This window comes from Nocardia sp. NPDC056541 (genome assembly GCF_042794235.1).
GTDB lineage: Bacteria > Actinomycetota > Actinomycetes > Mycobacteriales > Mycobacteriaceae > Nocardia.
In genome coordinates this window covers 207,933-233,251 of the sequence record NZ_JBHTUD010000013.1, presented here as the reverse complement: position 1 = coordinate 233,251, position 25,319 = coordinate 207,933, and the positions used below count along the sequence as shown (strand labels likewise).

At 68.7% G+C, this 25,319-nt stretch carries 26 protein-coding genes; 11 read left to right on the top strand and 15 right to left on the bottom strand.

The genetic code is table 11. The features are described from left to right. Positions 1–162: 162 nt before the first annotated feature. Positions 163–1,698 carry an amino acid permease gene (locus ACFQ9R_RS23650; protein ID WP_378993322.1) on the bottom strand — a complete coding sequence of 512 codons (1,536 nt, stop codon included), beginning with the start codon at positions 1,696–1,698 and terminating at the stop codon, positions 163–165. A 217-nt stretch (positions 1,699–1,915) separates the two neighbouring features. On the opposite strand from ACFQ9R_RS23650, the gene ACFQ9R_RS23645 reads away from it, so the two are divergent. Then, positions 1,916–2,587 (top strand): TetR/AcrR family transcriptional regulator, encoded by a 672-nt coding sequence (locus ACFQ9R_RS23645; RefSeq protein WP_378993320.1) that lies wholly within the window; start codon positions 1,916–1,918, stop codon positions 2,585–2,587. A gap of 37 nt (positions 2,588–2,624) precedes the next feature. Here ACFQ9R_RS23645 and ACFQ9R_RS23640 read toward each other — a convergent pair whose 3' ends face one another. Then, entirely contained in the window at positions 2,625–3,446 is an 822-nt protein-coding gene (locus ACFQ9R_RS23640) for an alpha/beta fold hydrolase (RefSeq protein WP_378993318.1), read from the bottom strand. Between the two features lie 203 nt (positions 3,447–3,649). On the opposite strand from ACFQ9R_RS23640, the gene ACFQ9R_RS23635 reads away from it, so the two are divergent. Next, positions 3,650–4,570, top strand: a complete 921-nt coding sequence (locus tag ACFQ9R_RS23635; RefSeq protein WP_378993316.1) for a GlxA family transcriptional regulator — start codon at positions 3,650–3,652, stop codon at positions 4,568–4,570. A gap of 6 nt (positions 4,571–4,576) precedes the next feature. On the opposite strand, the gene ACFQ9R_RS23630 is transcribed toward ACFQ9R_RS23635, so the two are convergent. The 6 genes from ACFQ9R_RS23630 to ACFQ9R_RS23605 form a co-directional block, all read right to left on the bottom strand. Further along, on the bottom strand, positions 4,577–5,104 hold the full coding sequence (locus ACFQ9R_RS23630; protein ID WP_101465660.1) for a hypothetical protein: 528 nt from the start codon (positions 5,102–5,104) through the stop codon (positions 4,577–4,579). A gap of 95 nt (positions 5,105–5,199) precedes the next feature. Further along, positions 5,200–5,997 (bottom strand): family 1 encapsulin nanocompartment shell protein, encoded by a 798-nt coding sequence (locus tag ACFQ9R_RS23625; protein ID WP_378993315.1) that lies wholly within the window; start codon positions 5,995–5,997, stop codon positions 5,200–5,202. Beyond that, on the bottom strand, positions 5,998–7,053 hold the full coding sequence (locus ACFQ9R_RS23620; RefSeq protein ID WP_378993314.1) for a Dyp-type peroxidase: 1,056 nt from the start codon (positions 7,051–7,053) through the stop codon (positions 5,998–6,000). It abuts the gene before it with no gap. 77 nt (positions 7,054–7,130) lie between these two features. Next, on the bottom strand, positions 7,131–7,457 hold the full coding sequence (locus tag ACFQ9R_RS23615) for a cupin domain-containing protein (protein WP_101465662.1): 327 nt from the start codon (positions 7,455–7,457) through the stop codon (positions 7,131–7,133). 104 nt (positions 7,458–7,561) lie between these two features. Next, positions 7,562–8,047, bottom strand: a complete 486-nt coding sequence (locus ACFQ9R_RS23610; protein ID WP_378993312.1) for a dihydrofolate reductase — start codon at positions 8,045–8,047, stop codon at positions 7,562–7,564. Continuing rightward, the gene (locus tag ACFQ9R_RS23605; RefSeq protein WP_378993310.1) at positions 8,044–8,847 is read right to left on the bottom strand and encodes a thymidylate synthase; all 804 of its coding nucleotides are present in this window, start codon (positions 8,845–8,847) and stop codon (positions 8,044–8,046) included. Before ACFQ9R_RS23605 ends, ACFQ9R_RS23610 begins: the two co-directional genes overlap by 4 nt. 58 nt (positions 8,848–8,905) lie before the next feature. Here ACFQ9R_RS23605 and cobF point away from each other — a divergent pair, with 58 nt between their 5' ends. Together cobF and ACFQ9R_RS23595 are read left to right on the top strand one after the other, a co-directional pair. Beyond that, positions 8,906–9,664 carry a precorrin-6A synthase (deacetylating) gene (gene cobF, locus ACFQ9R_RS23600; protein WP_378993309.1) on the top strand — a complete coding sequence of 253 codons (759 nt, stop codon included), beginning with the start codon at positions 8,906–8,908 and terminating at the stop codon, positions 9,662–9,664. An 18-nt stretch (positions 9,665–9,682) separates the two neighbouring features. Next, positions 9,683–10,552: an Fpg/Nei family DNA glycosylase gene (locus tag ACFQ9R_RS23595; protein WP_378993308.1), complete on the top strand. Its 870-nt coding sequence runs from the start codon at positions 9,683–9,685 to the stop codon at positions 10,550–10,552. On the opposite strand, the gene ACFQ9R_RS23590 is transcribed toward ACFQ9R_RS23595, so the two are convergent. Genes ACFQ9R_RS23590 through ACFQ9R_RS23580 form a run of 3 tightly spaced genes read right to left on the bottom strand, consistent with a single transcriptional unit; the run spans position 10,545 to position 13,677 of the window. Further along, a complete protein-coding gene (locus tag ACFQ9R_RS23590; protein ID WP_378993306.1) occupies positions 10,545–11,990 on the bottom strand; it encodes a dihydrolipoyl dehydrogenase family protein in 1,446 nt (481 codons plus the stop codon). The two genes, ACFQ9R_RS23595 and ACFQ9R_RS23590, sit on opposite strands and share 8 nt — an antisense overlap. Continuing rightward, positions 11,987–12,232: a DUF2630 family protein gene (locus ACFQ9R_RS23585; protein WP_101465668.1), complete on the bottom strand. Its 246-nt coding sequence runs from the start codon at positions 12,230–12,232 to the stop codon at positions 11,987–11,989. Before ACFQ9R_RS23585 ends, ACFQ9R_RS23590 begins: the two co-directional genes overlap by 4 nt. Positions 12,233–12,282: 50 nt before the next feature. Continuing rightward, the gene (locus ACFQ9R_RS23580; RefSeq protein ID WP_378993305.1) at positions 12,283–13,677 is read right to left on the bottom strand and encodes a PLP-dependent aminotransferase family protein; all 1,395 of its coding nucleotides are present in this window, start codon (positions 13,675–13,677) and stop codon (positions 12,283–12,285) included. Positions 13,678–13,756: 79 nt separating this feature from the next. Here ACFQ9R_RS23580 and ACFQ9R_RS23575 point away from each other — a divergent pair, with 79 nt between their 5' ends. Then, positions 13,757–14,449, top strand: a complete 693-nt coding sequence (locus ACFQ9R_RS23575) for a pyridoxamine 5'-phosphate oxidase family protein (protein WP_378993304.1) — start codon at positions 13,757–13,759, stop codon at positions 14,447–14,449. A 17-nt stretch (positions 14,450–14,466) separates the two neighbouring features. Here the strand turns inward: ACFQ9R_RS23575 and ACFQ9R_RS23570 are convergent, their stop codons facing one another. Beyond that, entirely contained in the window at positions 14,467–16,569 is a 2,103-nt protein-coding gene (locus ACFQ9R_RS23570) for a bifunctional lysylphosphatidylglycerol flippase/synthetase MprF (protein WP_378993303.1), read from the bottom strand. A 132-nt stretch (positions 16,570–16,701) separates the two neighbouring features. Here ACFQ9R_RS23570 and ACFQ9R_RS23565 point away from each other — a divergent pair, with 132 nt between their 5' ends. Together ACFQ9R_RS23565 and ACFQ9R_RS23560 are read left to right on the top strand one after the other, a co-directional pair. Continuing rightward, on the top strand, positions 16,702–18,000 hold the full coding sequence (locus ACFQ9R_RS23565) for an alpha/beta hydrolase (RefSeq protein ID WP_378993300.1): 1,299 nt from the start codon (positions 16,702–16,704) through the stop codon (positions 17,998–18,000). Between the two features lie 44 nt (positions 18,001–18,044). Next, positions 18,045–18,737, top strand: a complete 693-nt coding sequence (locus ACFQ9R_RS23560; protein ID WP_378993299.1) for a TetR/AcrR family transcriptional regulator — start codon at positions 18,045–18,047, stop codon at positions 18,735–18,737. On the opposite strand, the gene ACFQ9R_RS23555 is transcribed toward ACFQ9R_RS23560, so the two are convergent. Next, entirely contained in the window at positions 18,686–19,360 is a 675-nt protein-coding gene (locus ACFQ9R_RS23555; RefSeq protein ID WP_378993297.1) for a DUF4386 family protein, read from the bottom strand. The genes ACFQ9R_RS23560 and ACFQ9R_RS23555 overlap by 52 nt on opposite strands. 57 nt (positions 19,361–19,417) lie before the next feature. Between ACFQ9R_RS23555 and ACFQ9R_RS23550 the strand changes: the two genes are divergently transcribed. Continuing rightward, positions 19,418–20,107, top strand: coding sequence for a TetR/AcrR family transcriptional regulator (locus tag ACFQ9R_RS23550; RefSeq protein ID WP_378993294.1), 690 nt, complete (start codon positions 19,418–19,420; stop codon positions 20,105–20,107). On the opposite strand, the gene ACFQ9R_RS23545 is transcribed toward ACFQ9R_RS23550, so the two are convergent. Further along, the gene (locus ACFQ9R_RS23545) at positions 20,108–21,475 is read right to left on the bottom strand and encodes a hypothetical protein (protein ID WP_378993292.1); all 1,368 of its coding nucleotides are present in this window, start codon (positions 21,473–21,475) and stop codon (positions 20,108–20,110) included. Next, entirely contained in the window at positions 21,475–22,287 is an 813-nt protein-coding gene (locus ACFQ9R_RS23540; protein WP_378993291.1) for a crotonase/enoyl-CoA hydratase family protein, read from the bottom strand. The genes ACFQ9R_RS23545 and ACFQ9R_RS23540 overlap by 1 nt, the downstream gene beginning before the upstream one ends. Before the next feature lie 64 nt (positions 22,288–22,351). Between ACFQ9R_RS23540 and ACFQ9R_RS23535 the strand changes: the two genes are divergently transcribed. From ACFQ9R_RS23535 to ACFQ9R_RS23525, 3 genes are read left to right on the top strand one after another with little or no spacing between them, the layout of a single operon-like run. Continuing rightward, a complete protein-coding gene (locus ACFQ9R_RS23535; RefSeq protein WP_378993290.1) occupies positions 22,352–22,957 on the top strand; it encodes a TetR/AcrR family transcriptional regulator in 606 nt (201 codons plus the stop codon). An 18-nt stretch (positions 22,958–22,975) separates the two neighbouring features. Further along, positions 22,976–24,604 carry an acyl-CoA dehydrogenase family protein gene (locus ACFQ9R_RS23530; RefSeq protein WP_378993289.1) on the top strand — a complete coding sequence of 543 codons (1,629 nt, stop codon included), beginning with the start codon at positions 22,976–22,978 and terminating at the stop codon, positions 24,602–24,604. Positions 24,605–24,651: 47 nt separating this feature from the next. After that, positions 24,652–25,317, top strand: coding sequence for a nucleoside/nucleotide kinase family protein (locus tag ACFQ9R_RS23525; protein ID WP_378993288.1), 666 nt, complete (start codon positions 24,652–24,654; stop codon positions 25,315–25,317). Positions 25,318–25,319 lie beyond the last annotated feature (2 nt).

Genomic DNA, 25,319 nt, shown 5'->3' with positions numbered 1-25,319 from the left:
GGTCAGGCACCGGGCTTGCTCCTTCGTCGCCTACGCCCCGGCGCCTGACCGGCGGCCCGGCCGCGGACCGGCCACTTCGTGGCCGTCCCTCCCTAGGGGTCGGGAGTGCGGTGGCTGGGTTGGGTGGGTTGTTGAAGACGGGGACGGGCTGGGTGTGGCGGATCAGGTTGTGGCGGGGGCGGTTTCGGTGCGGGGAGTGGGGGTTTTGGCTGCTACTACCGAGCGGTAGACGATGGCGCCGGTGGTGAGGATTACGGCTACCGACAGGGGGCCTGCCCAGAGTTGCCACCAGCTGCCGCCGGCGGGGGTGTAGACCTCGGGGCGGGGCCAGGCCAGGTTGATGACCATGGCGATGCCCCAGACGACGGCGAGGGCGTTGATGGGGATGCCGAGGCGGCCCAGGTGGAACAGGGTCTTGTCGTCGGGGGCGGGCAGGCCCTGGACGCGGCGCAGCAGCAGTGGCACGGTGACCAGGAGGTAGGCCAGGTACAGGCTGACGATGCAGACGCTGGCGAGGGTGGCGAAGATGGCGGGGTTGCCGAGGTTCAGGACCAGCAGGCCGATGCCGAGGGCGCCGATCGCGACGGCGGGCCACACGGGGGTGCCGAAGCGGGGGTGCACGGTGGAGAGGGCCTTCGCGAAGGGGAGTTTGCCGTCGCGGGCCATCGAGAACATCAGGCGTGAGCCGGCGGTCTGGATGGCGAGGGTGCACACGATCACCGCGACCGCGACACAGCCGAGCAGCACCGAACCGGCGGGGCTGTTGAGCTTCGAGGTGATGACGTAAGCCAGTCCACCGGTGGACAATTCGCCGTCGGACAGGCTCGGAGCCGCCATCAGCGCGCCGAGCAGCATGAGGCCACCGCCCAGCGCCGAGACCGCCAGCGCGAGCAGGATGGTGCGGGGAGCGACCTTGCGCGGGTTCTTGGTCTCCTCGGAAAGCTCACCGGCGGAATCGAATCCGACCATCACGTACGCGGCCATCAGGCCCGAGACCAGGAATGCCGCCCAGTACGGGCCGGGGGAGGCCTGGTCGGTCTGGAACACCACATCGGGGCCGCGCTCGGTGTTGGCGAAGAACAGCGCGATGATCGCCAGCACACCGACGATCTCGACGGTGACACCGATCGAATTGATCTTCGACATCAGGTCGATGCCGATCACATTGATGGTGGTGGTGACGACGAGCAACACGCTGCCGAGCAGCACCGCGTTCATCGCGCCGTCGCGGGAGGTGAGCGCGGTGTCGGTGCCGATGAGCTGGAATCCGCTCCAGATCGAGGGCAGCACCACCTGGAGCGCGATGGCGGCCGCGGCGGCGGTCACGACCTGCGCGATCACCATCATCCAGCCGGCGAACCAGCCGATCAGCCCACCGGCCAGCCGACGTGACCACTGATAGATACAGCCCGAGATCGGGTAGCGGGCGGCGAGCTCGGCGAAGTTCAGCGCGACCAGGAACTGGCCCGCGAACACCAGCGGCCACGTCCAGAAGAAGGCGGCGCCGCCGAACGAATAGCCGAAGCCGAAGAACTGGAAGATCGTGGTGAGGATGGAGACGAACGAGAAACCTGCCGCGAAGGACGCGTAACGCCCCAGTTTGCGGTGCAGGACCGGCGTGTAGCCGAAGGCTGCCAGATCGGCGCTGTCGCGGCCGAGTTCGGTTGGGGCGGCGGGGGATTCGAATGTCGTGGCCATGTCGGAGTCCTTCAGCGGTTCGGCCAATATCTATCAGTCGATAGTTTTGCGCGCGCGATCGCTCGAACGGTGTCGTGCGTGTATCGACTGGACGCCCCGCGGTAACTTCTGCGTTGCGTGAGTTTCTGTCAAATGACAGAAATTCGACCGCTGGGCATTCCCGCCGGTGAGCTGCCCGCTGCGGTGCAGGTCGTGGCCCGATGACAGAATCTTCGGTGTGGCGAATCTCGGTCCCGGGCGTCCCCGGCTGGAACAGCGGCGCAGGCAGGGAACTACGCCGCGCGCGGAGATCCTCGACGCGGCGGCGGAGCTCTTCACCACCAAGGGGTACGCCAACACCTCGACGCGGGCAGTCGCCGACGCGGTCGGCATCCGGCAGGCATCGCTGTATCACCACTTCGCCGCCAAGGACGACATCCTCGACGCACTACTGGCCGAAACAGTGGCGGGACCGGTCGAACTGGCGCAGCGGATGATGACCGAACCGGATGACGTGGCGACCCAGCTCTACGCGCTTGCCCTGTTCGACGTGCGCCAACTGCGGACGGCGCGGTGGAATCTGGGCGCGCTGTACCTGCTCCCGGAGTTGCGCACGGAACGCTTCGTCGCGTTCCGGCGACGACGTGACGAACTGCGCGGACACTACGAGCGTCTGGCCGCCGCGGCCTCGACGGCCGCGGGGGAATCCGACGACGCGCGGATCCTTCCGTTCCGGCTGGTGGAGACGGTGATCGCGATCAGGTACGACGAGGGGGCGGCGGGCGTGGACACCGAGCGCGTCATCCCGGACGCCGTGCTGCGCATCGTCGGCTACCCGGGCGACACGGGTACGGTGCGGGCATCGGCCGCGGCGCTCCTCGCACGGCTGGGCGAGATCGCTCCCGCCTGAGAGGCCGTACCCGGTGGGCGAGGAGCGCCGCGATACCTCAACTTCGGATGAACGCCAGGATGTCCTGGATGAGTTCCTGCTGATAGGCGCCGAAGACGCCGTGCGGTGCGCCCGCGTACACCTTCAATGTCCCGTTCTCGACGAGCTCGATCGACTTCAGTGCCGCATTCGCGATCGGCACGATCTGGTCGTCGTCGCCGTGCGCGATGAAGACCGGCACCTTCAGGGCCTTCAGATCCTCGGTGAAGTCGGTCGCGGAGAACGCGGCGACACACTCGTAGGCGGCCTGGATCCCCGCGAGCATGCCCTGGCGCCAGAAGTCGTCCTGCGCGCCCTTCGAGACGACGGCGCCCTCGCGGTTGAAGCCGAAGAATGAGGGGGCGAGCTCCTGATAGAAGCGGGAGCGGTCGCTGAGCACCCCGGCGCGGATATTGTCGAACACCTCCATCGGCAGGCCGTCGGGATAGGCATCGGTGGCGACCATGATCGGCGGTACCGCGCCGATGGTGACGACCTTGGCGACCCGGTCCACACCGTGCTGGGCGGCGTAACGCACTACTTCGCCGCCTCCGGTCGAGTGCCCGACCACGATGACATCGCGCAGGTCGAGTGACTCGATCAGCTCGGCGAGATCGCGCGCGTAGGTGTCCATGTCGTTGCCCTGCCACGGCTGCGAGGAGCGGCCGTGACCGCGGCGGTCGTGCGCGATGACGCGGTAGCCCGCGTCGGCGAAGGTCTTGCGCTCCAGCGCCCACGCGTCGGAGCTCAGCGGCCAGCCGTGGCTGAACACCACAGGTCGTCCGGTGCCCCAATCGGAGAAATAGATCTCGGTGCCGTCGGTGATGGTGAAGTAGGGCATTGTGCTGTGCTCCTGTCGGAGATGCGGACGAATAGGTTGCCCATAGTTGTCGAGCGCCGGTGCGCTGTCGCCCACCGGAACGGCCGAAGATCCCGCCATTCCGGCCGAGTATTAGATTTATCGGCATGTCCACACCCCGGAATCGCCTACGTCACAGTGCATCCAGTGGTACACGGCGTATCGGGTTTCTCCTGTTCGACGGGGTGAAGGCGCTCGACTACGTCGGTCCCGCAGAGGTATTCGTCGAGGCGAATCAGTTCGCCGATGCCTACGAGATCGTGCTGATCTCGCCCACGGGCGCACCGGTGCACAGCTCGGTGGGCCAGGGAGTTGCTGTGACGACTTCCGTGGCGGACGCGCCCCCGCTCGACACGCTCGTGGTGCCCGGCAGCGAAGTGCGCCCCGCCGAGTTCGTACGTCCCGATCTGGTCGAGGCCGCTCGCGTTCTCGCGGCGCGCAGTCGTCGGGTCGTTTCCATCTGCAGTGGCGCCTTCGTGCTGGCCGAACTCGGGATGCTGGACGGCCGAAGCGCGACCACGCACTGGAAATTCGCCGCCGAGCTCGCCCGCCGGTATCCCCGGATCGACGTGCAGGCGGACCGGATCTTCGTGCGGGACAACGACATCGCGACCTCGGCGGGCGTCGCGGCGGGCATCGACCTCGCGCTCGCACTGGTGGCAGACGATCTGGGCAGCGACATCGCTCGCCAGGTCGCTCAGGGGCTTCTCGTCTATCTGCAGCGTTCCGGCGGGCAGACCCAGTTCTCGACGCCCATGCGCGCCGTCGCCCTGCCGCCCGGTCCGGTGCGCGTGGTCACCGACCTGATCGCCAGGGACCCCGCCGCGCGGCACAGTGTGGTGGACCTGGCGCGATACGTCAATGTGAGCGTCCGCCACCTCACCCGCCTGTTCACCGAGGAGACCGGGCTCAGCCCGGCCGAGTACGCGGCGAATGTGCGCTTCGATCTCGCCCGGGCCGAGCTCGAAGCCGGCAGTTCGGTGAGTCGGGCCGCCTCCGGCGCGGGTTTCGCCAGCGCCGAGGCGCTACGCCGGGCCTTTGTGGCGCGGCTCGGGGTGTCGCCCTCGGACTACCGGCGCAGGTTCGAATCCGAGGCGAGTGCGTAGCGGGTCTCAGCGGGCGGTCGGCGGGGCGATCTGCCAGTGCTGGTTGAGCGCGCCCGCGATCTCGGGCAGCACGGTGATCGGGATTCGTTTGGCGCGCAGCATTTCCCGGATCTCGCTCACCTGTTCGCGCTTGCGCATGTCGTAGGCGCCGGTGACGGGGCGGATCACCGGGGGGATGGACAGCAGTACGAGCTCGTCGGCCGACTCGCCGTTCAGGTCGAGTGCCAGTGCCCAGCGGGCGTGCTCGTCGAGGGTGAAGCGGCCGGCGACGACACGGTCCCACGGCACGGTCGACGAGCGGAACGGGGTCCGCGCGTAGATGGCGTGCTCGTGCAGTTCGATGACATCACGGACGAACAGCGCGACACCCACCGCGAACCCGCCGACCGCCCCGACCAGCAGGCCGGTGATCACCCGGTTCACCCCGAACATCGCCAGGAACAACCCGACGACGCCCGTGGTGACCAGGACCGCGATCAAGCAATAGAACAGACTCCGCCTGGTGGACACCACACCGGCACGCACGACCGACATGCGGACCTCCCTCTCCAGCTCGCCGGGCCCGATGCTCGCGCCGATCGGCGAATCACGATTCGTGGCTCACCCTAGCGGTGCGCATCGCCGCGGTCTCACGAGCCGAGCGACACCGCTGCCTCCGAGGTCTCGACGAGGAAGGTGAAGGTCTCCTGGAAGTACAGCTGCACCGTCTCGGCATCGTGGCTGAGGTAGCCGATCGACAGGTCCTGGCCCAGCGCGAGCTCGAAGTCGCCGCCGCGGGTGGTGAGCGCGAAACCGCCGGAGATCGCCGGCGCCCAGATGATCTCGCCGTCGATCAGCCGCTCGATGTGGGTCCGGATCGGGTGACCGTGATCGGAGGTCTCGCTGACCTGGGTGTACAGCTCGGCGCTGAGCACCACCGAATACGGGCCCTGCACGCCGGCCAGACGCAGGCCGGTGAGGGCGTGCGAGATGGCATCGGGAATGTCGACGACGTTGCTCGGCAGCGCGACGGGGGAGTTCGAGGCGGCATCGCGGATCCCGGTGATGCCCGCGGCGGCGTAGCTCTCGAAGATCGCACGGTCTTCGGCGAAGGCGATCTTCTGCGCGGCGTCCTTGAGATTGTCGAGGTCGGCGTCGCCCGCGCCGCGCTCGATGTCGTCGAGCTCGGAGCGTTGCAGGGTGAACGGCACCCGCAGCTCGATAACCGGTTGGATCAGGCGCTGATGAGCCTGCACGCCGTCGTCGGGCGAGGCGATCGAGGTGATCCGGCCGAGGTTGCGGGCCGAGAAGTCGAAACCATGCGGTCCCGATACGTCGACGACCCGGCGACCGGCGATATTGCGCTTGAACGTGCGGGTCGCCTCCTCCTCGATCTGCGACCAGGCTTCGCCGGTGATCGGCGCGAGTTCGCGATGCAGGTTGTTCATTCAATTACTCCTTTTCATCGTGCCGATTGCGAGGGAGCCGTCCGAGCGAGCGGCTGCCGCCGCGTTCGCACGTTCGACGGGGACGATTTCGGGCAGTGTCGCCGGCTCGATCTCGGTGGCCGCCGTGTCGGGTGCGTCGGGCAGGTCATCGAGGAAATCCACGGTGGGAGTGAAGAAGAGCGTGCCGGTCACGGCGAAAGAGAAGTCGAGGATGCGGTCGTAGGCGGCCTCGCCGGTACCGAGGAACATCCGTTCGAGCATGCGTTCGGTGACGCTCGGGGTGGCGGCGTAGGCCACGTAATAGGTGCCGAACTCGCCGGTGCCGATGGTGCCGAACGGCATATTGGCGCGCACGATCTGGCGTTCGGTGCCGTCGGCTTCGGTGATGGTGTTCACCGCGACGTGCGAGTCGGCGGGTTTCACGTCGTCGGGCAGTTCGTAGTCGGCGAGCTTGGTCCGCCCGATCACCCGCTCCTGTTCCTCGATCGACAGTGCGTTCCACTGGTCGAGCGGGTGGGTGTACTTCTGCACGACCACGTAGCTACCGCCGGTGAACTCGGGGTCCTCGTCGCCGATCAGCGCCGCCGAGGCCGCGCTCGGGCCCTCCGGGTTCTCCGTACCGTCGACGAAGCCGAGCAGGTCGCGCTGCTCGAAATAGCGAAAGCCGATCGTCTCGTCGACGATGGTCGCCGCGCCTTTGAGGCGAGCGCCGATCACCATGGCGAGTTCGAAGCACGGGCCCTGAGTTTCGCCTTTGATATGGAAGAACAGGTCGCCAGGGGTGGCCGGTGCGCTGTGGATCGGGCCGTTGTAGCCCGGGAAATCGTGCAGCTCAGCGGGTTTCGGGCCGACGAAGAGCCGGTCCCAGGCCGCGGAGCCGATCGAGGTGACGCAGGTCAATCCTTCACCGGGCACCCGGAAACCGATCGAACGGCGCAATCCGGAGAGATCTGCCAAGAGGTCACGGACCGCGGATTCGCCACCGGAGTCGATGGTGGCGACAAGGAAAATCGCGGACGGCGTGAGTGGATCGAGGATCGGCTGTGGCTCACCCATGGCGTCCACAGTACGGCTCCGCGCCGACAGGTTTGATCAACACCTCGCGGTGTCAAGCAATTCGGGCGATCGACCTGCTATTTCGCGACGGTCAGCAAAAATGTGACATCGTCGACAGCTTTGACGCTGTGCCGGGCGCGCGGCACCACGATGAGATCGCCCGCCGAACCCTTCCACTCGTCGGTGCCCGCGATCAGCACCAGCGTGCCGGAGAGCACCTGGATGGTGGCATCGCCCGCATTGTCGTGTTCGGCCAGGCTCTGTCCCTCGGCGAGTGCGACGACCGTCTGGCGCAGCGCGTGGGTGTGGCCGCCGATGAGGGTTTGCGAACTCCGGCCGCTCGTCGACGTGGCCGCCAGCTTGAGCTGTTGACGGGCCACGGCGGTCAGCGATTTCTTGTCCATGGATCGGGCCTTTCGCAGGCATCTCGCGGGCAGGTCTTGCCAGGAGTATGCCCGACGGTGCCCACGCGTTCGGGCGTTTTGCCGCGACCGTTAGCTGCGTGTTGTCAGCCGCGGGTGTAGTGGCGAATGCGGTAGCGCAGACCGGTTTTCGAGGTCAGCCACGGGGTGTCGTCCGCATGCCATTCCGGGCCGATGACCGGGGCGAACGCATCGCCCGCCACGGTGGTGTCGACCTCGGTGACCAGCAGCGTCGTCGCCGAGGCCAGCGCGGCGCGGTAGATCTCGCCGCCGCCCGCCACCCAGGTGTCGGACTCGCCGGTCATCGTCAGCGCGTCGGGTACGGATGCGGCGCGTTCGGCACCGTCGGCCGCCCAATCAGTCTGGCGAGTGACTACGATGTTGCGGCGGCCGGACAGCGGACGAAAGCTCGCGGGCAGCGAATCCCACGTCCGTCTGCCCATGATCACCGGGTGCCCCATGGTGGTGTCGCGGAAATTCGCCATATCCTCGGGCACCCGCCACGGAATGGTGTTGTCGACACCGATCACCCGGTCGTTCGCCTGCGCCCAGATCAGGCCGATCCGCTTCACACCGCCACCGGCGCCTTGATGCCGGGGTGATGTTTGTAGTCGGACAGCTCGATGTCCTCGTAGGCGTAGTCGAACAGGCTCGTCGCCGGGCGCAGGCGCAGCGTCGGGAACGGGTAGGGCTCGCGGGTGAGCTGCTCGCGGACCTGGTCGAGGTGATTGTCGTAGATGTGCACGTCGCCGCCGGTCCAGATGAACTCGCCCGGCTCGAGCTCGGTCTGCTGGGCGACCATCAGCGTGAGCAGGGCGTAGCTGGCGATATTGAACGGCACACCGAGGAACAGGTCGGCGCTGCGCTGGTACAGCTGGCAGGACAGTTTGCCGTCGGCGACATAGAACTGGAAGAAGGCGTGGCAGGGGGCCAGCGCCATCTTGTCCAGGTCGGCCACGTTCCAGGCCGAGACGATCATCCGGCGCGAGTCGGGGTCGGTGCGCAGGGTGTGCAGCACCTGGGCGATCTGATCGATGTGGGTGCCGTCGGGGGTGGGCCACGAGCGCCACTGCACGCCGTATACGGGGCCGAGCTCACCCTTGGCGTCGGCCCATTCGTCCCAGATGGTCACGCCGTGCTCGCGCAGCCAGGAGACATTGGAGTCGCCGCGCAGGAACCACAGCAGTTCGTAGGCGATGGACTTCATGTGGACCCGCTTGGTGGTGATCAGCGGGAAGGACTCGGCCAGGTCGTAGCGCAGCTGGTGACCGAAGATGCTGCGGGTTCCGGTGCCGGTGCGATCGGCTTTTGGCGTGCCTCGCTCCAGCACGTGCCGGAGCAGATCCTCGTACTGCGTATCAGGGGTGGCCACGTCTCGCGATTCTACGGGGGTCGGCTCGGCGGATCGGCACCTGGCAAGCTCTTCGGCTATGCGCAAGCTCTACGTGATCGGCATCGGCGCCGGCGACCCCGACCAGGTGACGGTGCAGGCGATCAAGGCCATGCGAAAGGCCGAGGCCTTCTTCGTGATCGGCAAGGGCACCGAGAAACAGGAACTGGTCGACGTGCGTACCACGATCCTGGCCGAACACGTGGACACGCCGCATCGGATCATCGAGATCACCGATCCGCCGCGTGAGCGCACTCCCGCCGACTACGCCGGTGTCGTCGTGGATTGGCACGAACGGCGCTCCGAGCTCCTCGAAGCCGCGTTCGACCAGGTGGACGGCATCGGCGCGATCCTCGTGTGGGGAGATCCGGCGCTCTACGACAGCACCCTGCGCATGGTCGAGCACGTGCTGGGGCGCGGGCGCGCCGACTTCGACTACGAGGTGATCCCCGGCGTCACCAGCATCGCCGCGCTGGCCGCCCGGCACCGCATGGTGCTGCACCGGATCGGTGAGCCCGTCCACGTCACGACGGGGCGCAGACTGCGCGAAGAAGGGCTCGGACCCGGATCGACCGTGGTGATGCTGGACGGTGAATGCTCGTTCACCGAGGTTCGTGGCGACGACATCCATATCTGGTGGGGCGCCTACCTCGGCATGCCCGACGAAATCCTGATCGAAGGCGCTCTGCGCGAAGTCGAAAGCCGCATAGTGGCCCGCCGCGCGGAACTGCGCGCGGAAAAAGGCTGGATCATGGATGTCTATCTGCTCCGCGACGGATCCCGCGCCGACGCACGATGAATAGCTAAACTGGCAACCGTGCCCGAACTGCCGGAAATAGAGGCGTTGGCGCAGTTCCTTCGGGATCATGCCGTCGGCGCTGTGGTCGGCCGTGTGGACGTGGCGGCGTTGAGCGCGGTGAAGACGTTCGATCCGCCGGTCACCGCGTTGTCCGGCCGCGATGTCACCGGTGCGGGACGGTGGGGGAAATTCCTCGGAATGGATTGTGGCGGACTGTGGCTGATCACCCATTTGTCGCGCGGCGGATGGTTGCGCTGGGTCGATGAGCCGAATCCGTTGCCACCCAAGCCGGGCGGTAAGAGCCCGCTGGCGCTGCGCGTGCATTTCTTCACGCCCGAGGGCGCCACGCCCGCGATCGACCTGACCGAGGCGGGGACGAAGAAACGGCTGGCGGTGTATGTCGTCGAGGATCCGATGCTGGTGCCGGGGATCGCGCGGCTCGGACCCGACGCGCTCGGACTGACCGAGGACGAATTCGCCGCGCTGCTGAAAAGTACATCGCAGCGAATCAAGACCGCGATCGTGGATCAGACTCTGATCGCCGGAATCGGCAATGCCTATTCCGACGAGATTCTGCACACCGCGAAGATCTCCCCGTTCGCGAACACCAGAACGATGTCCGCGGAGAAGGTTTCGCACTTGTACACCGCGATGCGCACGGTGCTGCTCGACGCGGTCGATCGTTCGGTGGGACAGGACGCGGCCCGATTGAAGGGCGAGAAGCGTTCGGGCATGCGGGTGCACGCCAGAACCGGCCAGGCGTGCCCGGTGTGCGGTGACACCGTGCGTGAGGTGTCCTACGCGGAGCGGTCCTTCCAGTACTGCGCCACCTGCCAGACCGGCGGCAAGGTGCTCGCCGACCGGCGGATGTCGCGGCTGCTCAAATAGTCTTCTCGCGCCAGGCTTCCAGCAGCCGGAGCCAGAATTCGCTGACGGCGGGAAAGGCGGGCACCGCGTTCCACAGCGTCTCCATGGGCACCCGTCCCACCACCGCGATGGTGGCCGCGTGCAACTGCTCGCCCATATCGGGGCCGACGAAGGTAGCACCGAGAATACGGTCGGCGGCGGTATCGATCACGAGTTTCGCGCGGCCGTGGAAGTCGTCACGCGAGAGCGCGGAACCCGCGACGGCGATGTCGAGCTCGACGGTGTCCACCGCGTGTCCGGCGGTGCGAGCCTCGTGTTCGGTGAGGCCCACGGAGGCGAGTTCCGGTGCGGTGTAGACGACTTGGGGAACCTGCTGATGGTCGGCGCTCGCGGTGAACCGCGAGCCGTCGAGTGGCTTGCCCTCCGCGCGGGCGGCGATCACGTCACCGCACACCCTGGCCTGGTACTTGCCCATATGTGTCAGCGCCACACGATGATTCACGTCGCCGACGGCGTAGAGCCAGTCGCCGGACACCGCACGCGCGGTCAGCTGATCGTCGACCTCGACATAGCCGGCGGGCAGCCCCACCGCGTCGAGGCCGAGATTCGAGGTGGCGGGGCTGCGGCCGGTGGCGACGACGAGTTCGTCGACCTCGAGTTCGCCGTCGCCGAGCACCAGGGTGACCGGACCGCCGTGGAGGCGGCCGACGCCGGTGTCCTCGGGATCGCGGCGCGAGACCAGTAACGGCTCGGTGTGGAACCGCACCTCGACGATTCCGGTGTCACGCAAGCCCCGCAGCACCAGCTCGGACGCGAACGATTCGCTGCGCGGCAGCAGGCGGTCACCCCGGACCAGCAGGGTCACCTCCTCGGCGCCGAGTTCGGCCAGCCAGGTCGCCGTTTCGCAGGCGACGACACCGCCGCCGATGATGGCGACCCGGCGCGGGACGACGGTCAGGTTGGTGGCGTCGCGGGAGGTCCACGGCAGCGCCTCGCGCACGCCCTGAATGTCGGGGATGGTGGCGGTGGTGCCGGTCGCCAGGACGACGGCGTGCCGGGCCCGCAAGCGCTTCACGCCGTCGTCGGTGGTTACCTCGACGAGTCGTTCGCCGACCAGACGGCCGGCCCCGCGGACGGTGTCGATGCCGGTCGATTTCGCCCACTCCACCTGGGAACTGTCGTCGCGGTCGTGCACGAAGGCGTCGCGGCGGGCGAGGATGTCGGCCACCTGCGGGCCGCTCGCGCTCACCCCCGGCATCGCCTCGCCGAGGTCGAGTACGGCGCCGGGGCGCAGCAGTGCCTTGCTGGGAATGCACGCCCAGTAGCTGCATTCGCCGCCGAACAGTTCCCGCTCGACCAGGGCGGCGGTGCGGTCGCTGCCCGCGATGGCGTAGGCGGCGGCGTTCTCACCCGCCGGGCCCGCGCCGATGACGATGACGTCGTACTCGAGCTCGGTCACTGCAGATAGCCCTCGACCTCACGGGGGGAACGCAGCCCGGTGTCCTCGGGAGATTCGCCGGAGCCGCTGCGGGCGCGCCGCTGCCGCAACAGATCCCAGGCCTGATCGAGCATCACTTCCAGTTCGGCCAGCTGCTTGCGTTCGGCTACCGGGTCGATCTCGCCCGCGGTGGCCTTGGCTCGCAGCGAGTGCTCGTCGTCGACCAGCTGTTTGATCCGCGCCAGAATGTCCTGATCGGTCATGCTCTCACCACTTCGATAGTCGGAGGGGTCGTGCCGGTTCCTGGTCCATGCTACGACCGCGCGGGTCCGGCGGGGCGTGCTGCTTCGGCGAGGCAGCGGGCCGCGATGGGCATGGCGCGGGCGAGGTCGGTGCTGTTCAGCGCGGTATAGCCGATGGCGACGCCGAAGTGGTGTGGTACGCCGAGGTGGTGGCGGGCCAGACCGTCGAGCAGGACGCCGCGGGCGCGGGCGGCGTCGACGGCGTGGCGCTCGGCGGCGGGACCGGGGAGTTCGACGACGACGTGTGAGCCCGCGTCGTCGCCGATGACGGGGAGCCCGCGGCGGGTGAGCGCGTCGACGACCAGGGCGCGTCGTGGCGGGACGACTCTGCGGAGCCGGCGCAGGTGCCGGGACAGGTCGCCGTGGCGGGCGAATTCGCTGAGGATCCGTTGCCCGGCGGGGCTCGGGGAACTACCGATCTCCGCGCGATGGGCCAGCACCGCGTCGGTGATGTCGGGGCGGGCGACGAGCCAGCCCACGCCGAGGGTGGTGGCGATGATCTTGCTGGTGGTGCCGAGATGGACGACGACATCCGGCGCCATCGCCGCGAGCAGTGGTAATGGTGCTGTGTCGTAACGCAATTCGCCGTCGTAGTCGTCTTCGATGATGAAAGCGCCCGTTCTTCTCGCGAATTCGATGAGCTCGACCCGGCGCGCCGCGGGCATCATCGCACCGATCGGGAACTGGTGTGCCGGTGTGCAATACACCGCGCGGACCCCGGGCGGAATCCGATCCACACACAAACCCCCGGCGTCGACGGGCACCGGCAGCACCTCGATGCCCACGGCTCGCAGCGCGCCGACGGCGCGTAGGTAGCCGGGATCCTCGATGGCGACGGTGTCGCCGGGACGGAGCAGCGCGGTGGCGAGCTCACCCACCGCCGCGCTGGTACCGGCGGTGGCCAGCACCACCGATCCGGCGCCTGCCGCCAGTCCTCGATGGCGCAGGAGGTGATCGGCGACCGCCGCCCGGAAGTCCGGTTCGCCCGCACGGTTCTTGCGGGCCTCGGGAGCTTGGTCGCCGGCCGCCCGCCACGCGCGGCGCCAGGCGGCGGAGTCGACCGCCTCGGCGCACGGTGCGCCCGGACCCAGATCGAGCAGGCCCGCGTCGGGATCGGCACCGTGGCCCGCGCCGGTGGACGGTGGCGCGGTGGCGGGGGCGGTGCTGAGGTAGGTGCCGGAGCCGTGTTTGCCGGTGAGCCAGCCTTCCGCGTGCAATTGGTCGTAGGCGCCCGCCACCACCGCCCGGCTCACGCCGAGCCGTCGTGCCAGGGCGCGCGAGGACGGTAGACGGTCGCCGATGCGCAGCACCCGATCGGTCGCCGCGGCGCGCAGGGCGTCGGCCACCTGCACCGACAGCGGTTCGGGGGCGGTGCGGTCGAGCGGGATCGGAAGGTCGTCGAGCATCGTCCACCTGGAATTGGCCTGTTGAAATTCTGTTGGATTGGACCTACGCGTAGTCCACTTCTTCGGCGAAGCTCATCTTATGAGCACGCACGACGTCAACCGCAACCCCCTGTCACCGACCCCGCGCACCACGCTGACACGCTCCAAGGAACGCGGCGCCACCGACCGCGCGGCACTGGACGCGGTGCTCGACGCGGGCCTGGTCTGCCACCTCGGCGTGCTGCTCGGTGGCTCGCCCGTGGCGCTGCCCACCATCTACGGCCGCGTCGGCGATACCCTCTACCTGCACGGATCCACCGGCGCGGGCAATATGCGCGCCGCGATCGACACCGACATCTCCCTGACGGTGACCCACGTCGACGGGCTGGTGTACGCGCGCTCGGCCATGCACTTCTCGATGAACTACCGCTCCGCGGTGATCCGGGGCAGGGCGGTGCTGGTCACCGACGAGGCTGAGCGCGACAACGCGCTGCGGGTGATCGTCGAGCACGCCGCGCCCGGCGCCTGGGATCGGGTACGCCCGCCCAACCGCAAGGAAATGGCGGCGACGATGGTGCTCGCGCTCGACCTCACCGAGGCCTCGGTGAAGGTGCGTTCGGGTGGGCCGAACGACGACGAGGGCGACATCGCGACCGGCGGTGTGTGGGCGGGCGTATTGCCGCTGCGTCAGGTGTGGGGCGAGCCGATCCCGGCCGGCGACCTCGAACCCGGCATCGACGTGCCCGCTGACGTCAGCGCCCGGGTTACGCCGGTCGCGGTGCCCGCGCGTTGAGATCCGCGCGTCGGCGTCTATTTGCCGGACGCTCCGAGAGTCATCAGATCCTTGGCCGAGACCTCGGGTAGGTATGCCTTCGTCAGAGCGATGCCGATGCGGGGCAGGTCTGCCTCGTCGCGGTAGCACAGGTACACCGGCTCGTGGCGGGGCTGGAACTTGGCCTTGAACGTATGCAGTGACCGGAAGCCGTAATACGGCTCCATCGCGGCGCCGAGCCCTTCGAGCAGACGGTCGATGGGCTCGGCACCGTCGGTCCTCGCACTGCGCGCCAACGGTGCCCCCGAGAGCGAAACGATCTCGGCGCCTTCCTCTTTGAACACCTGGCAGGACGAAGCGATGAGAAATTCCACCACCGGCCGGAAACCGCCGGGGCGCCTGCGCATCACGTCGAGGGTCCAGCCGCGGATCTCGTCGCCGGGGCCGTAGACGGGCAACCACGAGGTGACGCCGTGCACGCTGCCCTTGGCGTCGACGGCCAGCCCCACCCGCACGGCCGGGTCGAGTGCCTCCTCCACGCCGCCGAGGGTGAATCCCATTTCGGGCAGCCCCTTTTCGCCCACCCACTCCTCGGAGATGGCGCGCACCTGGGCGATCACCGCGAACGGTTCGTCGGCCAGCTCGACGAGCCGGAACTCGATGCCCTCCTTGTTCGCCTTGTTGATCGCGGACCGGATGTCCTGCCACGCCTTGCCCTTGAACTCGAGCTGCGGCAGGTCGACGATGGTGTCCTCGGCGATCTGCACACTGCGCCAGCCGAGTTCGTCCGCGATCTCGGCGACCGCCTCGGTGGTGGAGAACAGGCACGGGACGAGTCCGTCGGCTTCGCAGCGATCGGTGAACCCGGCGATGGTGGCGGGGAGGAGATCCGCGGGGCCGATCGGATCGGTGAGCACGATGACAGTGCCCGCGTGACGCTGGTAGGCGACGCAGCGTTCACCGTCGGCGGCGAACCAGTATTTGTTCTCCGGCCAGGTCGTCATCCACGACATGGTGCTGCCGCCGTAGCGGGCGAGCAAGGCGCGCACCGCATGTCCGGGATCGGTGCCGGTGAGTGCGCCGTCGGTGATCTTGCGCCGCACGGGCACCCGGAACGCGCCGCGGCCGCTGTAGAGCAGCGCCACCTCGACCGCCCACAGCAGACCTGTTCCGAAGGTCACCGCGCCTTCGGTCTCGAAGTCGGTGCCGATGGCCACGCCGAGCAGCACCAGCGTGAACACCACGTGCAGCAGGCCGTAGGCGAGAGTGCCCCACCACGCCCAGTGCCTGCCTTTCCGCAGTTGCTCGGCCACCACCGTGATCACCACCACGGTCAGGATCGTGCTCCACAGCGAGCCGCGTTCGTTCTCGGTGGGACCGAGCAGGCTGTTGCCGGGGAAGAAGTACACCGCCACCGAGGCCGTCGCGATCACCAGCAGGCCGATGAAGGCCAGCATGCGAACCTCACGTCGGGTGCGGGGCCAGAAGCCGTGTTCGGTGCGGCTGAACAGCTTTTCGCCCGCGGGCAGCCAGACGGCGATCGCGATGAGATGCATGAGATCGGCGAAGGTCGACTCGAACAGGAACGTGAGCGCCACGTGCGCCATCAGCACAGCGCGTACCCGCAGGCGCCACGGCGACCGCAGCGTTGCCGAGACCGCGGCCAGTGCCGAGAACGCGGCCGTGGTGAATCCGACATCGCGGACCTCGGAAAGCCGGTCGGCCCAACCGAGATGGGTGTGGGCCAGCAGCCCCACCGTCACCGACGCGCCGAGAATGCCGATCAGCTGGCCCGACAGACAGACCAGTGCGGTGCGCACGGTGCCGAGCCGCCACTCCGTCCAACCGACTGCCGCCGCGAAAATGACTGCCATGCAGAAGTATTGGAAGGGGGTGAGTCCGAAGAACCAGCCGGACAGCGGCGTCCACCACTTGCCCTCGGTGAGCGGCGGCCAGCCGTAGGCGATATCGGGATACCAGGAACGTTCGTCGAGCCTGCGCCACAGACCACCGCCGGCGATGCCGAGGATCGCGACCACGACGAGGAAGCCGAGGGTGAACGGCATCCGGCGGATCACAGTGTGCGCCATGGTGACGCCGCGCGAGGGCGCCGATTCGGGGGCAGCCGCGTTGTCGTTCATAGAACCACCCTTTGCTGCGAGTGCGCCGCACCGGCGCGGTGAGGTCGTCTGTGTACCGTATGTCATCGCGGTCGTACCAGGACCGCGATGCGCGCGCCAGGGCAGTCGAGGTGGCATCTGTGGAGGTCAGAGATGACGCAAATCACCGATCTGTCGTTGCTCACCGGATGGTTGCCGGTGGCGTTGACGGTCCTCGGCGCCCTGGGTGCGGTCTGGTTGCTGTTACCTCGTGTACGACGATATGTCACGACGATCATGCCGATCGTGGTGCTGGCCGCGGTGGTGCTCACCGTGGCGCTGTACTTGTTCGTGGAGGAGGTGTGGCGGCCCTTTCCCGATCCGATCGCCGTGTCGGTGTACGTGCTGATCGGGATCGCGGTGGCGGCAGTGCTGTTGGTGGTGCCGCGAATCCTGGTGCGCCGGACGGTGTGGACCGGCGTGGTGACTGTGCTCGCGGCCGTGGCGGTGCTGGTGGCGGTGGGAGTCAGGATCAACCTGGAGTACGCGTCGTATCCGACGGTGGGCGCGGCGCTCGGGGTCGAACAGATCGACCGGGTCGACGCGCGTGAGCTGACCCGGCGCGAGCAGGTGATCAGCGCGCGTCCGCTCGAGCCGGCCTGGCCCGCGCCCGGTGGATTGCCCGACGGCGGGCGAGTTCTGACCGCGACGGTGCCGCCGACGGCGTCCGGATTCACCGCGCGCGATGCCCAGATCTATCTGCCGCCCGCCTATTTCGCGGATCCACGTCCGCTGCTGCCGGTGCTGGTATTGCTCGCCGGTGAGCCGGGTGCGCCGCAGGACTGGTTCGTCGGTGGGCAGCTGGTCGAGACCATGGATTCGTTCGCCCGCGCGCACAACGGGCTCGCACCGGTCGTCGTGGTGGCCGACGGGACCGGCTCCCAGCTGGCGAACCCGCTGTGCCTGGACTCGAAACTCGGCAATGTCGCCACGTACCTGGCCGTCGACGTGCCGAACTGGACGCGAGCGAATCTGCAGATCGACCCGGATCCGCGTTCCTGGGCGGTGGGCGGACTCTCCTACGGCGGCACCTGCGCACTGCAACTCGCCACCAATTACCCCGCCGTCTATCCCACCTTCCTCGACATGTCGGGTGAGGACGAGCCGACCCTGGGGGACCGTCAGCGCACGGTGGACGCCGCGTTCGGTGGGGATACCGCGGCGCTGCTGCGGGTCAACCCGCTCGATCTGCTGCGGACGCGGGCGTATCCGGACTCCGCCGGCGCGTTCGTGGTCGGCGCCGATGACGAGACGTACCGGCCGCAGGTGGAGCGGATGTATCAGGCGGCGAAGGACGCGGGGATGGACGTGCGGTTACGGATTCTGCCCGGCGGACACAGCTTCGCGCTGTGGGAGTTCGGGCTGCGTGATCAGCTGCCGTGGCTGGCTACCCGGCTCGGCCTGACACCCTGATCGGCGACGGATTCCGCGAGGGTCCCCGGAGTACAGTTCGACGCATGTCCGAGGCGAAAACCCCAGGTACGGACGTTGGTGGCCCGCCCGCCGAGCAGCAGATCGCCGAGGCCGCGCTCGCCATCGTCGACGCGGACGGCGCGGGGGCCCTGTCCGTCGGTGCGGTGGCGCGACGGCTCGGGGTCGACGCGGACACTGTGCACGCCCGCGTCGGTGGGTTGGACGGCCTCGAACGCGCGGTGATCGACAACGTGCTGTCGTCGGTGGCGCTCGGGCCGCTCTCCGACGACGGTGTGGAGTGGACCGCGGCGGTGATCCAGTTCGCGCTCGGCATGCGCGCTCGGCTCTTCGACCACCCCGCCGTGGCGGAGTTGATCATGTCGGGGCCGATGGACAGTCCGTCGGCCGATGGACCGGTGGCACGGGATATGACCGAGTCGCTGTTCGTCTGCCTCGCCCGCGGCGGCCTCCAGGCGCCCATCCGTGCGCACGGGGTCTACGCGGTATTCGTGTACGTGCTCGGTTCGATCGCCCTCGACGTGGCGGAAACCGACGGAAAGCCGCCACTGCCAGGCGAATCGGAGCGGATCGCGGCCCGCCGCGCGGCGCTGCGAGACCTGGATCCAACCAGGTGGCCGCGCACCGCGGCGCACCTGGAGGAGATCGCCGCCTGGACCTCGGTGGATCAGTTCGTCTGGGGGCTTCGTGTGCTGCTCGTCGGGATGACGGCGACCTGACGCGCGAACGCGCCGCGGCCGAGCAGGGCCGCGAAGGCCAGCAGCCACCCGCTCCACAACAGGTAGCCGGGGAAATTGACGACGGCGGCGGGCTCGATGCCGAGCGGGATGACGACGCCGGTCGCGATGGCGGCGGCGCTGGTGTAGCCGAGTGCGGCGAACCACCGCGGGGTGCGCAGGGCCGCGATGACCAGCGCGGTCCAGATCGCGGTGAGGGTGTAGCCGGCGGTTTCGCCCAGGAGGGTGCCGAGCAGGGTGTGCTGTCGTTCGAAGGTGTCCGCGTCGGTCAGGGTGGGGACCAGTAGCGGCCAGCGCAGCAGGCCGATGGTTTGCACGAGGGCGGCGGCGATGCCGGCTCGCACCGCCCAGCGCATCGTGGGGGAGTCGTCCAGGCGCCCGATCAGAACGGACAACGGGACGAAAGCGCACGCCGCGGCCGCGAGGAGGGCGAACAGCGTGACGATCGTGGCTTGCTCGGCCCGGAATCGGGCGAGGACCTCGGTGGCGGGCAATTGCAGGACGTCGGGGTAGTCGAACGTCATCCCGAGGCCGACGAAGGCGAGGTTCATCAGGATCGGGGCGCCGATCAGCAGCGTGATGGTGGTCCATGGCTTGTTGTGCACGAGAATCCATTCTGGCTGTACGGGGTACAGGTAGCTGTACGGGGTACAGTCCACCGCATGTCGAAGGCGAAGTCAACAGGTGGCGGCGCGGCGCGGCCGGCGCGGCGCTCGTTCACCGAAGAGCAGGTGGTGGACATCGCGCTACAGCTCCTCGATGAGGGCGGGACCGGGGCGCTGTCGATCCGGGCGGTGGCGGGCAAGCTCGGGGTGAATCCCAATGCCGTGTACACCTACGTGGCGAGCCGGGCCGATCTGGAGCGCGCCGTGATCGAACGCGTGCTCTCGGCGGTTGCCCTCGAACCCCTGCGCGACCCCGGCGTGGAGTGGGCCGACGCGGTGATCCAGTTCGCGCGCGGCCTGCGCGCGGAGTTGCTCGCGCATCCGGCGGTCGCGCTGTTGATGATGTCGGGGCCGATGGACGGGCCGTCGGCGAGCGATGTCGGCGAGGCGCTGTTCGGGTGCCTGGCTCGAGGCGGTTTGTCCGAGGCGAGGCAGGCGAACGGTGTGTACTCGCTGATCGTGCAGGTGCTCGGCGGCATCGCGCTCACGGTCGCCGAGACCGACGGAAAGCCGCCGCTCACCCCGGAATCCGAGCGGGTCGCGCAACGTCGCGAGGGGCTGGCCCTGCTCGACGGCGATCGCTGGCCACGCTCGGCAGCACAGGTCGACGCGATGGCGGCGTGGAACTCCGAGGATCAGTTCGTGTGGGGGCTGCGTGCCTTGCTCACCGGGATCGCTGCCGGATGACTACCAGGGCGCGGGATGTAATCCTGTTGCCGCACAGGCCTTGTCGACGGCGTCGGGCAGGGAATCGTTGTCGGCGGCGAGGCTGACCAGGGCGAGTGTGTAGGTATCGCCGAGGTGGGAGAGGTAGCCCGCGAGCTGGGTGCGGGGGAAGGCGGTGATGCCGGGATGGATCGCGCGGGCGGCCACCCGGGTGCAGTCGTGCGGGCCGACTCTTCGCACCGCGTCGGGGAGGGTTCCGATGTTGGAGCACAGGATGTCTCGCTCGCCCGCGCCCTTGCTGAGGGTGTAGGCCCAGCGGTCGGGGATCACCTGGAGGATCTCCTCGGGCAGGCCCGCGGGGCTGGACATTCGGTGCTGATAGGCGGACCTCGCCTTGTCGCGAATGGTCGCGGGAGTGTCGACGCGGTGGATGGCGATCTCGGTCACCGCGAGATCGTTGTCGACTCGGGGTTCCTCGCGCGTGTCGACGGGCAGGCTCGCGGTGATGATCGGGTTCGGGAAGCCGTTCTGCCACAGGATGTTCGCGATCAAGTGGATGAACAGGCTGTTCGGGGTCCCGCCGAGAGTGCTCGCGGTGGCGTCCCAGTGGGCGGCATCGAAGGTCAGCAGGAGGGGGCGCAGGTGCCGGTCGCCGGTCGAACCGGGATTCGCCGGCGCAGCGCTGCTGGAGGCCGACTCGCGCGGAACGTGGTCCGTGGTCGGTCGGGCCGACCGCCGGGGGAACCTGCGTAGCAGCGCCCGGGTCGTGCCGCCGAAGATGGTGACCCACTGGGAGACCGCATCCGTCCACTCCGATGACGTTGTCCGGTACCGCGTTTCGCTGGTGGGCGCTGGGCCGATCGAGGCGTGCGCCGGATCGAGCGAGCGCAGGGCGGCGGTGACAGCGTGGATCAGGCCACGGGCGTCGGCCAGGACATGCGAACAGGTCAGGGCGACAACGGTTCCGCCGTCGTCGAGGCGGGCGGCGGACAGGCGCCAGCCGGGCGCGAACTCCGGGTCCAGATCGGTGCCGAGGCTGTCGGCCCATGGCAGGACCGCGTGGGCGGGGAGTGGGCCGATACCGCGACCGGAATCGTGGTGGGCGATCGGCATTGCCGGCCAGCCGGTCTCGGAGATCGCGGTCCGGTTCGGGAGGAGGTCGAGGGGGTGGGCGCTGGTGTTGGGCTGCCAGCCTCTGCGGGCGCCCGGAACCCGGGAGCCGACCACTCTGCGGCCGAGCCTGCCCAGCCGCAAGTGATCGTGAATCGCTTGCAACAGCGCGGGTTCCATCGCATCGGGAGTACGCCACAGACCCTGTAGCGCGATGGGCGTGCCCATCCCGCGGTGGGTCCGCAGGAAGATCTCGTCGACGACCGTGAGGCGGTCCATCAGCGGTGGTCGGCGCTACCGTGCCTGCCCTCACCCGCGGCGAAGCGGGCGGCGCCGTCGAGTGCGCCGCCGGTCAGGGCGGTCATGCCGTGCCGGAATTCGACGCGCAGCGCCTCCTCCTCGGTGTGTCCGTACTGGTCGTACAGGGCGGCGCGGTCGGTGCGCAGACAGGTCTGGGGGAGCGCGGCGAGCTGGGCGGCCAGTTCCTCTGCCGCGCGGCGGGCGTCGCCGGTGGGCACGACCCGGGTGACCAGGCCCATCTGTAGCGCCTCGGGCGCGCTCACCGGGCGGCCGGTGAGGATCATGTCGAGTGCGCGACCTTCGCCGACGATGCGTGGGAGGCGCACGGTGCCGCCGTCGATCAGCGGGACGCCCCAGCGGCGGCAGAAGACGCCGAAGATGGAGTCCTGCTCGGCGATTCGCAGATCGCACCACAGGGCAAGTTCGAGCCCGCCCGCCACGGCGTACCCGGACACCGCCGCGATCACCGGCTTGGACAGGCGCAGCCGGGTCGGGCCCATCGGGCCGTCACCGTCCTCGGTGGCCTGATTGCTGTTCTCGGTGCCCAGAGCTTTGAGGTCGGCGCCGGAGCAGAAGGTGCCGTGTTCGCCCCACAGCACGGCGACCGAGGAGGTGGGGTCGGCGTCGAACGCGCGGAACGCCTCCACCAGCGCGCGAGCGGTCGGGCCGTCCACCGCGTTGCGGGCGTGTGGGCGATCCAGGATCACCGTCGTGACCGGGCCCGCGTGTTCGACGCGCACCGAATTCGCCGGACCGGATGCGCTGGTTTCGGCGGGTGAACCTGTTTCCATTCCTCGACCATACGGCCACGGTGCCCCTTGTGTGAAGAGGTGAATCAATGGTTCACTTCTTCACATGGTGTACCGCAGGACCCCGGCCGTACAGGCCCGGCTCGACGCGCAACGGGCGCTGATCGTGCACGGCGCCACCCGCGTGCTCTCCCGTGACGGGTTCGCCGGGCTGTCGATGGCGGCGGTCGCGGCGGAGGCCGGCATCGCGACCGGCACCGTGTACAAGCAGTTCGAGAACAAGGCCGAATTGGTCGCGGCGGTCTTCGCGACGGTCGTCGCCCGCGAGGTCGACGCGGTCCGGGCCGCGGTGGCCGAGGGTGACGTGGTGGGGCGGGTCACCGCCGCGGTGGAGACCTTCGCCGGGCGCGCGATGAAGAATCCGAAACTTGCCTACGTGCTGCTGGCCGAGCCCGTCGACGCCGCCGTCGACGCGCAGCGGCTGGAATTCCGGCGGGCGTTCGCCGCGTCGTTCGAGACCGCGATCGCACACGGTGTCGCCGAAGGCCGCTTGCCTGCCCAGGAATCGAGCCTCACCGCCGCCGCCCTCGTCGGCGCGATCGGCGAGGTGCTGGTCGGCCCGCTGGCCGCCGCGCCGCACGCCGAGACCGTCATCCCCGAATTGGTCGCTTTCGCCGTGCGCGCACTCGGTGCGCGCCCGGAAACGTTGTAGTCGAAGGAGTTACCGGATATGCCGACCCACGAAGTCTTCAACCAGGCGCCACCACTGATCCCCTTCGATGCCGCGCGCAACCCCGCGCTGCTGGAAGGTCTGCACCGCGAAGGTGCGGGCTGGGCCGAAGCCGAAGTGCGCGAACTCGGCGCGCTGGCAGGCGGTTTCGCGGCGCAGGAGTGGGGCAGACTCGCCAACGAGTACCCGCCGGTGCTGCACACCCACGACCGGTGGGGCAATCGTGTCGACGAGGTGGAATTCCACCCGCACTGGCACGACCTGATGAATGTCGCGGTGACACATGGGCTGCACGGTTCGCCGTGGCTGGACGAGCGGCCCGGCGCGCACACCGCGCGCGCCGCAAAGTTCTACACCTGGGGCGCCGCCGATGCCGGACACATGTGCCCGATCTCGATGACCTACGCGGTGGTGCCCGCGCTGCGCCACAACCCCGAACTGGCGGCCCGCTTCGAGCCGCTGCTGGGCTCGCGCACCTACGATTTCGGCTTGCGCGAACCATCGACCAAGGCCGGTCTCATCGCGGGCATGTCGATGACGGAGAAGCAGGGCGGCTCCGATGTCCGGGCCAACACCACCACTGCCACACCGCAACCCGATGGCTCGTACCGCATCGTCGGGCACAAGTGGTTCACCTCGGCGCCCATGTCGGATATGTTCCTCACGCTCGCGCAGGCCCCGGGCGGCCTGTCGTGTTTCCTGCTGCCCCGGGTACTGCCCGACGGCACCCGCAACCCCCTCCGCATCCAGCGGCTGAAAGACAAGCTGGGCAACAAGTCCAACGCGTCCTCGGAGATCGAATACGAGAACGCCACCGGCTGGCTCGTCGGCGCCGAGGGGGCAGGCGTGAAGACGATCATCGAGATGGTCAACATGACCCGTCTCGACTGCGTGATCGGCTCGGCCACCGGCATGCGGCTCGGCGCGGTCACCGCGATCCACCACGCCCGCCACCGAAAAGCCTTCGGCGCCGAGCTGATCGACCAGCCCGCCATGCGCAATGTGCTGGCCGACCTCGTCATCGAATCGGATGCCGCGACCACGGTGATGATGCGACTGGCCGGGGCCACCGACCGCGCGGGCAGCGATCCGGCCGAGGCAGCGCTGCGCCGGATCGCGCTCGCCATCACCAAGTACTGGGTCTGCAAGCGTGCTCCCGCCCACGCCGCCGAAGCACTGGAATGCCTGGGCGGCAACGGCTATGCCGAGGAGTCGGGCATGCCGCGGCTGTATCGTGAGGCGCCGCTCATGTCGATCTGGGAAGGGTCGGGCAATGTGGCGGCGCTGGACGCGTTGCGCGCCATGGGACGTCAGCCCGAGACGGTCGAGGCCTATTTCGCCGAGGTCGGACTCGCCCGCGGCGCCGATGCGCGCCTCGACGACGCGATCGACCGGGTGGGCAAGGAACTCACGGACCTGTCCGATATCGAATATCGTGCCCGCCGCGTCGTGGAACTGATGGCACTCGTCCTGCAGGGCGCACAGTTGGTGCGGCACGGGCATCCCGCCGTCGCGGATGCCTTCTGCGCCACCCGCCTCGGCGCCGACTGGGGCATCGCCTTCGGCACGCTGCCCGTCGGCGTCGACACCGGTGCGATCCTCGAGCGAGGCTTCGTCGAGGTTCGCTGAGTCCGTCTTGTCCTCACGTGCTGCCACCCGGTGCGTAGGGTAGGCCCGTGACCTGGGCGAACGAGGTGCTGTCGGTGGGCGAACTGGCGCAACGGGTCCCGGTGCGTCATGAGCGGTTTCTGCTGGGGATCGCCGGGCCGCCGGGAGCCGGGAAATCGACACTGGCGCAGCGGCTTCGCGTCGAGCTGTGCCGGTCGGGGCGGCCCGCGGCGGTGGCGCCGATGGATGGCTATCACCTGCGAAACGAGGTGTTGCGGGCGCGGAACGCCCTGGCGCGCAAGGGTGAGCCGGATACCTTCGATGCGGGCGGGTTCGTCGCGGATCTGCGGTTGCTGCGGGAAGCGCCGGTCGGAGCGCCGGTGCCGTGGCCGCTGTTCGATCGCGCGATCGACGAGCCGACCGATGGCGGTGTTGTCGTGCGTGACGAGCGGGTGGTCGTCATCGAGGGCAACTATCTGCTGCTGACCGAGACCGAGGCACCGGGTTGGGCGGATGTCCGCGGGCTGCTCGACGCGTGCTGGTACCTGGACGCGCCGCGGCAGGTGCTCACCGAACGACTCATGGACCGGCACACCGCGGGCGGGCGAACACCGGACCAGGCGCAGGAGAAGGTGCTGGGGAGCGATCTGCGCAACGCCGATCTCATCGCGGCGAGCAGGAACCGCGCTGACCACGTGTTGACCGCTGTGGGGGACGGCTATCGCGTGACCTGATT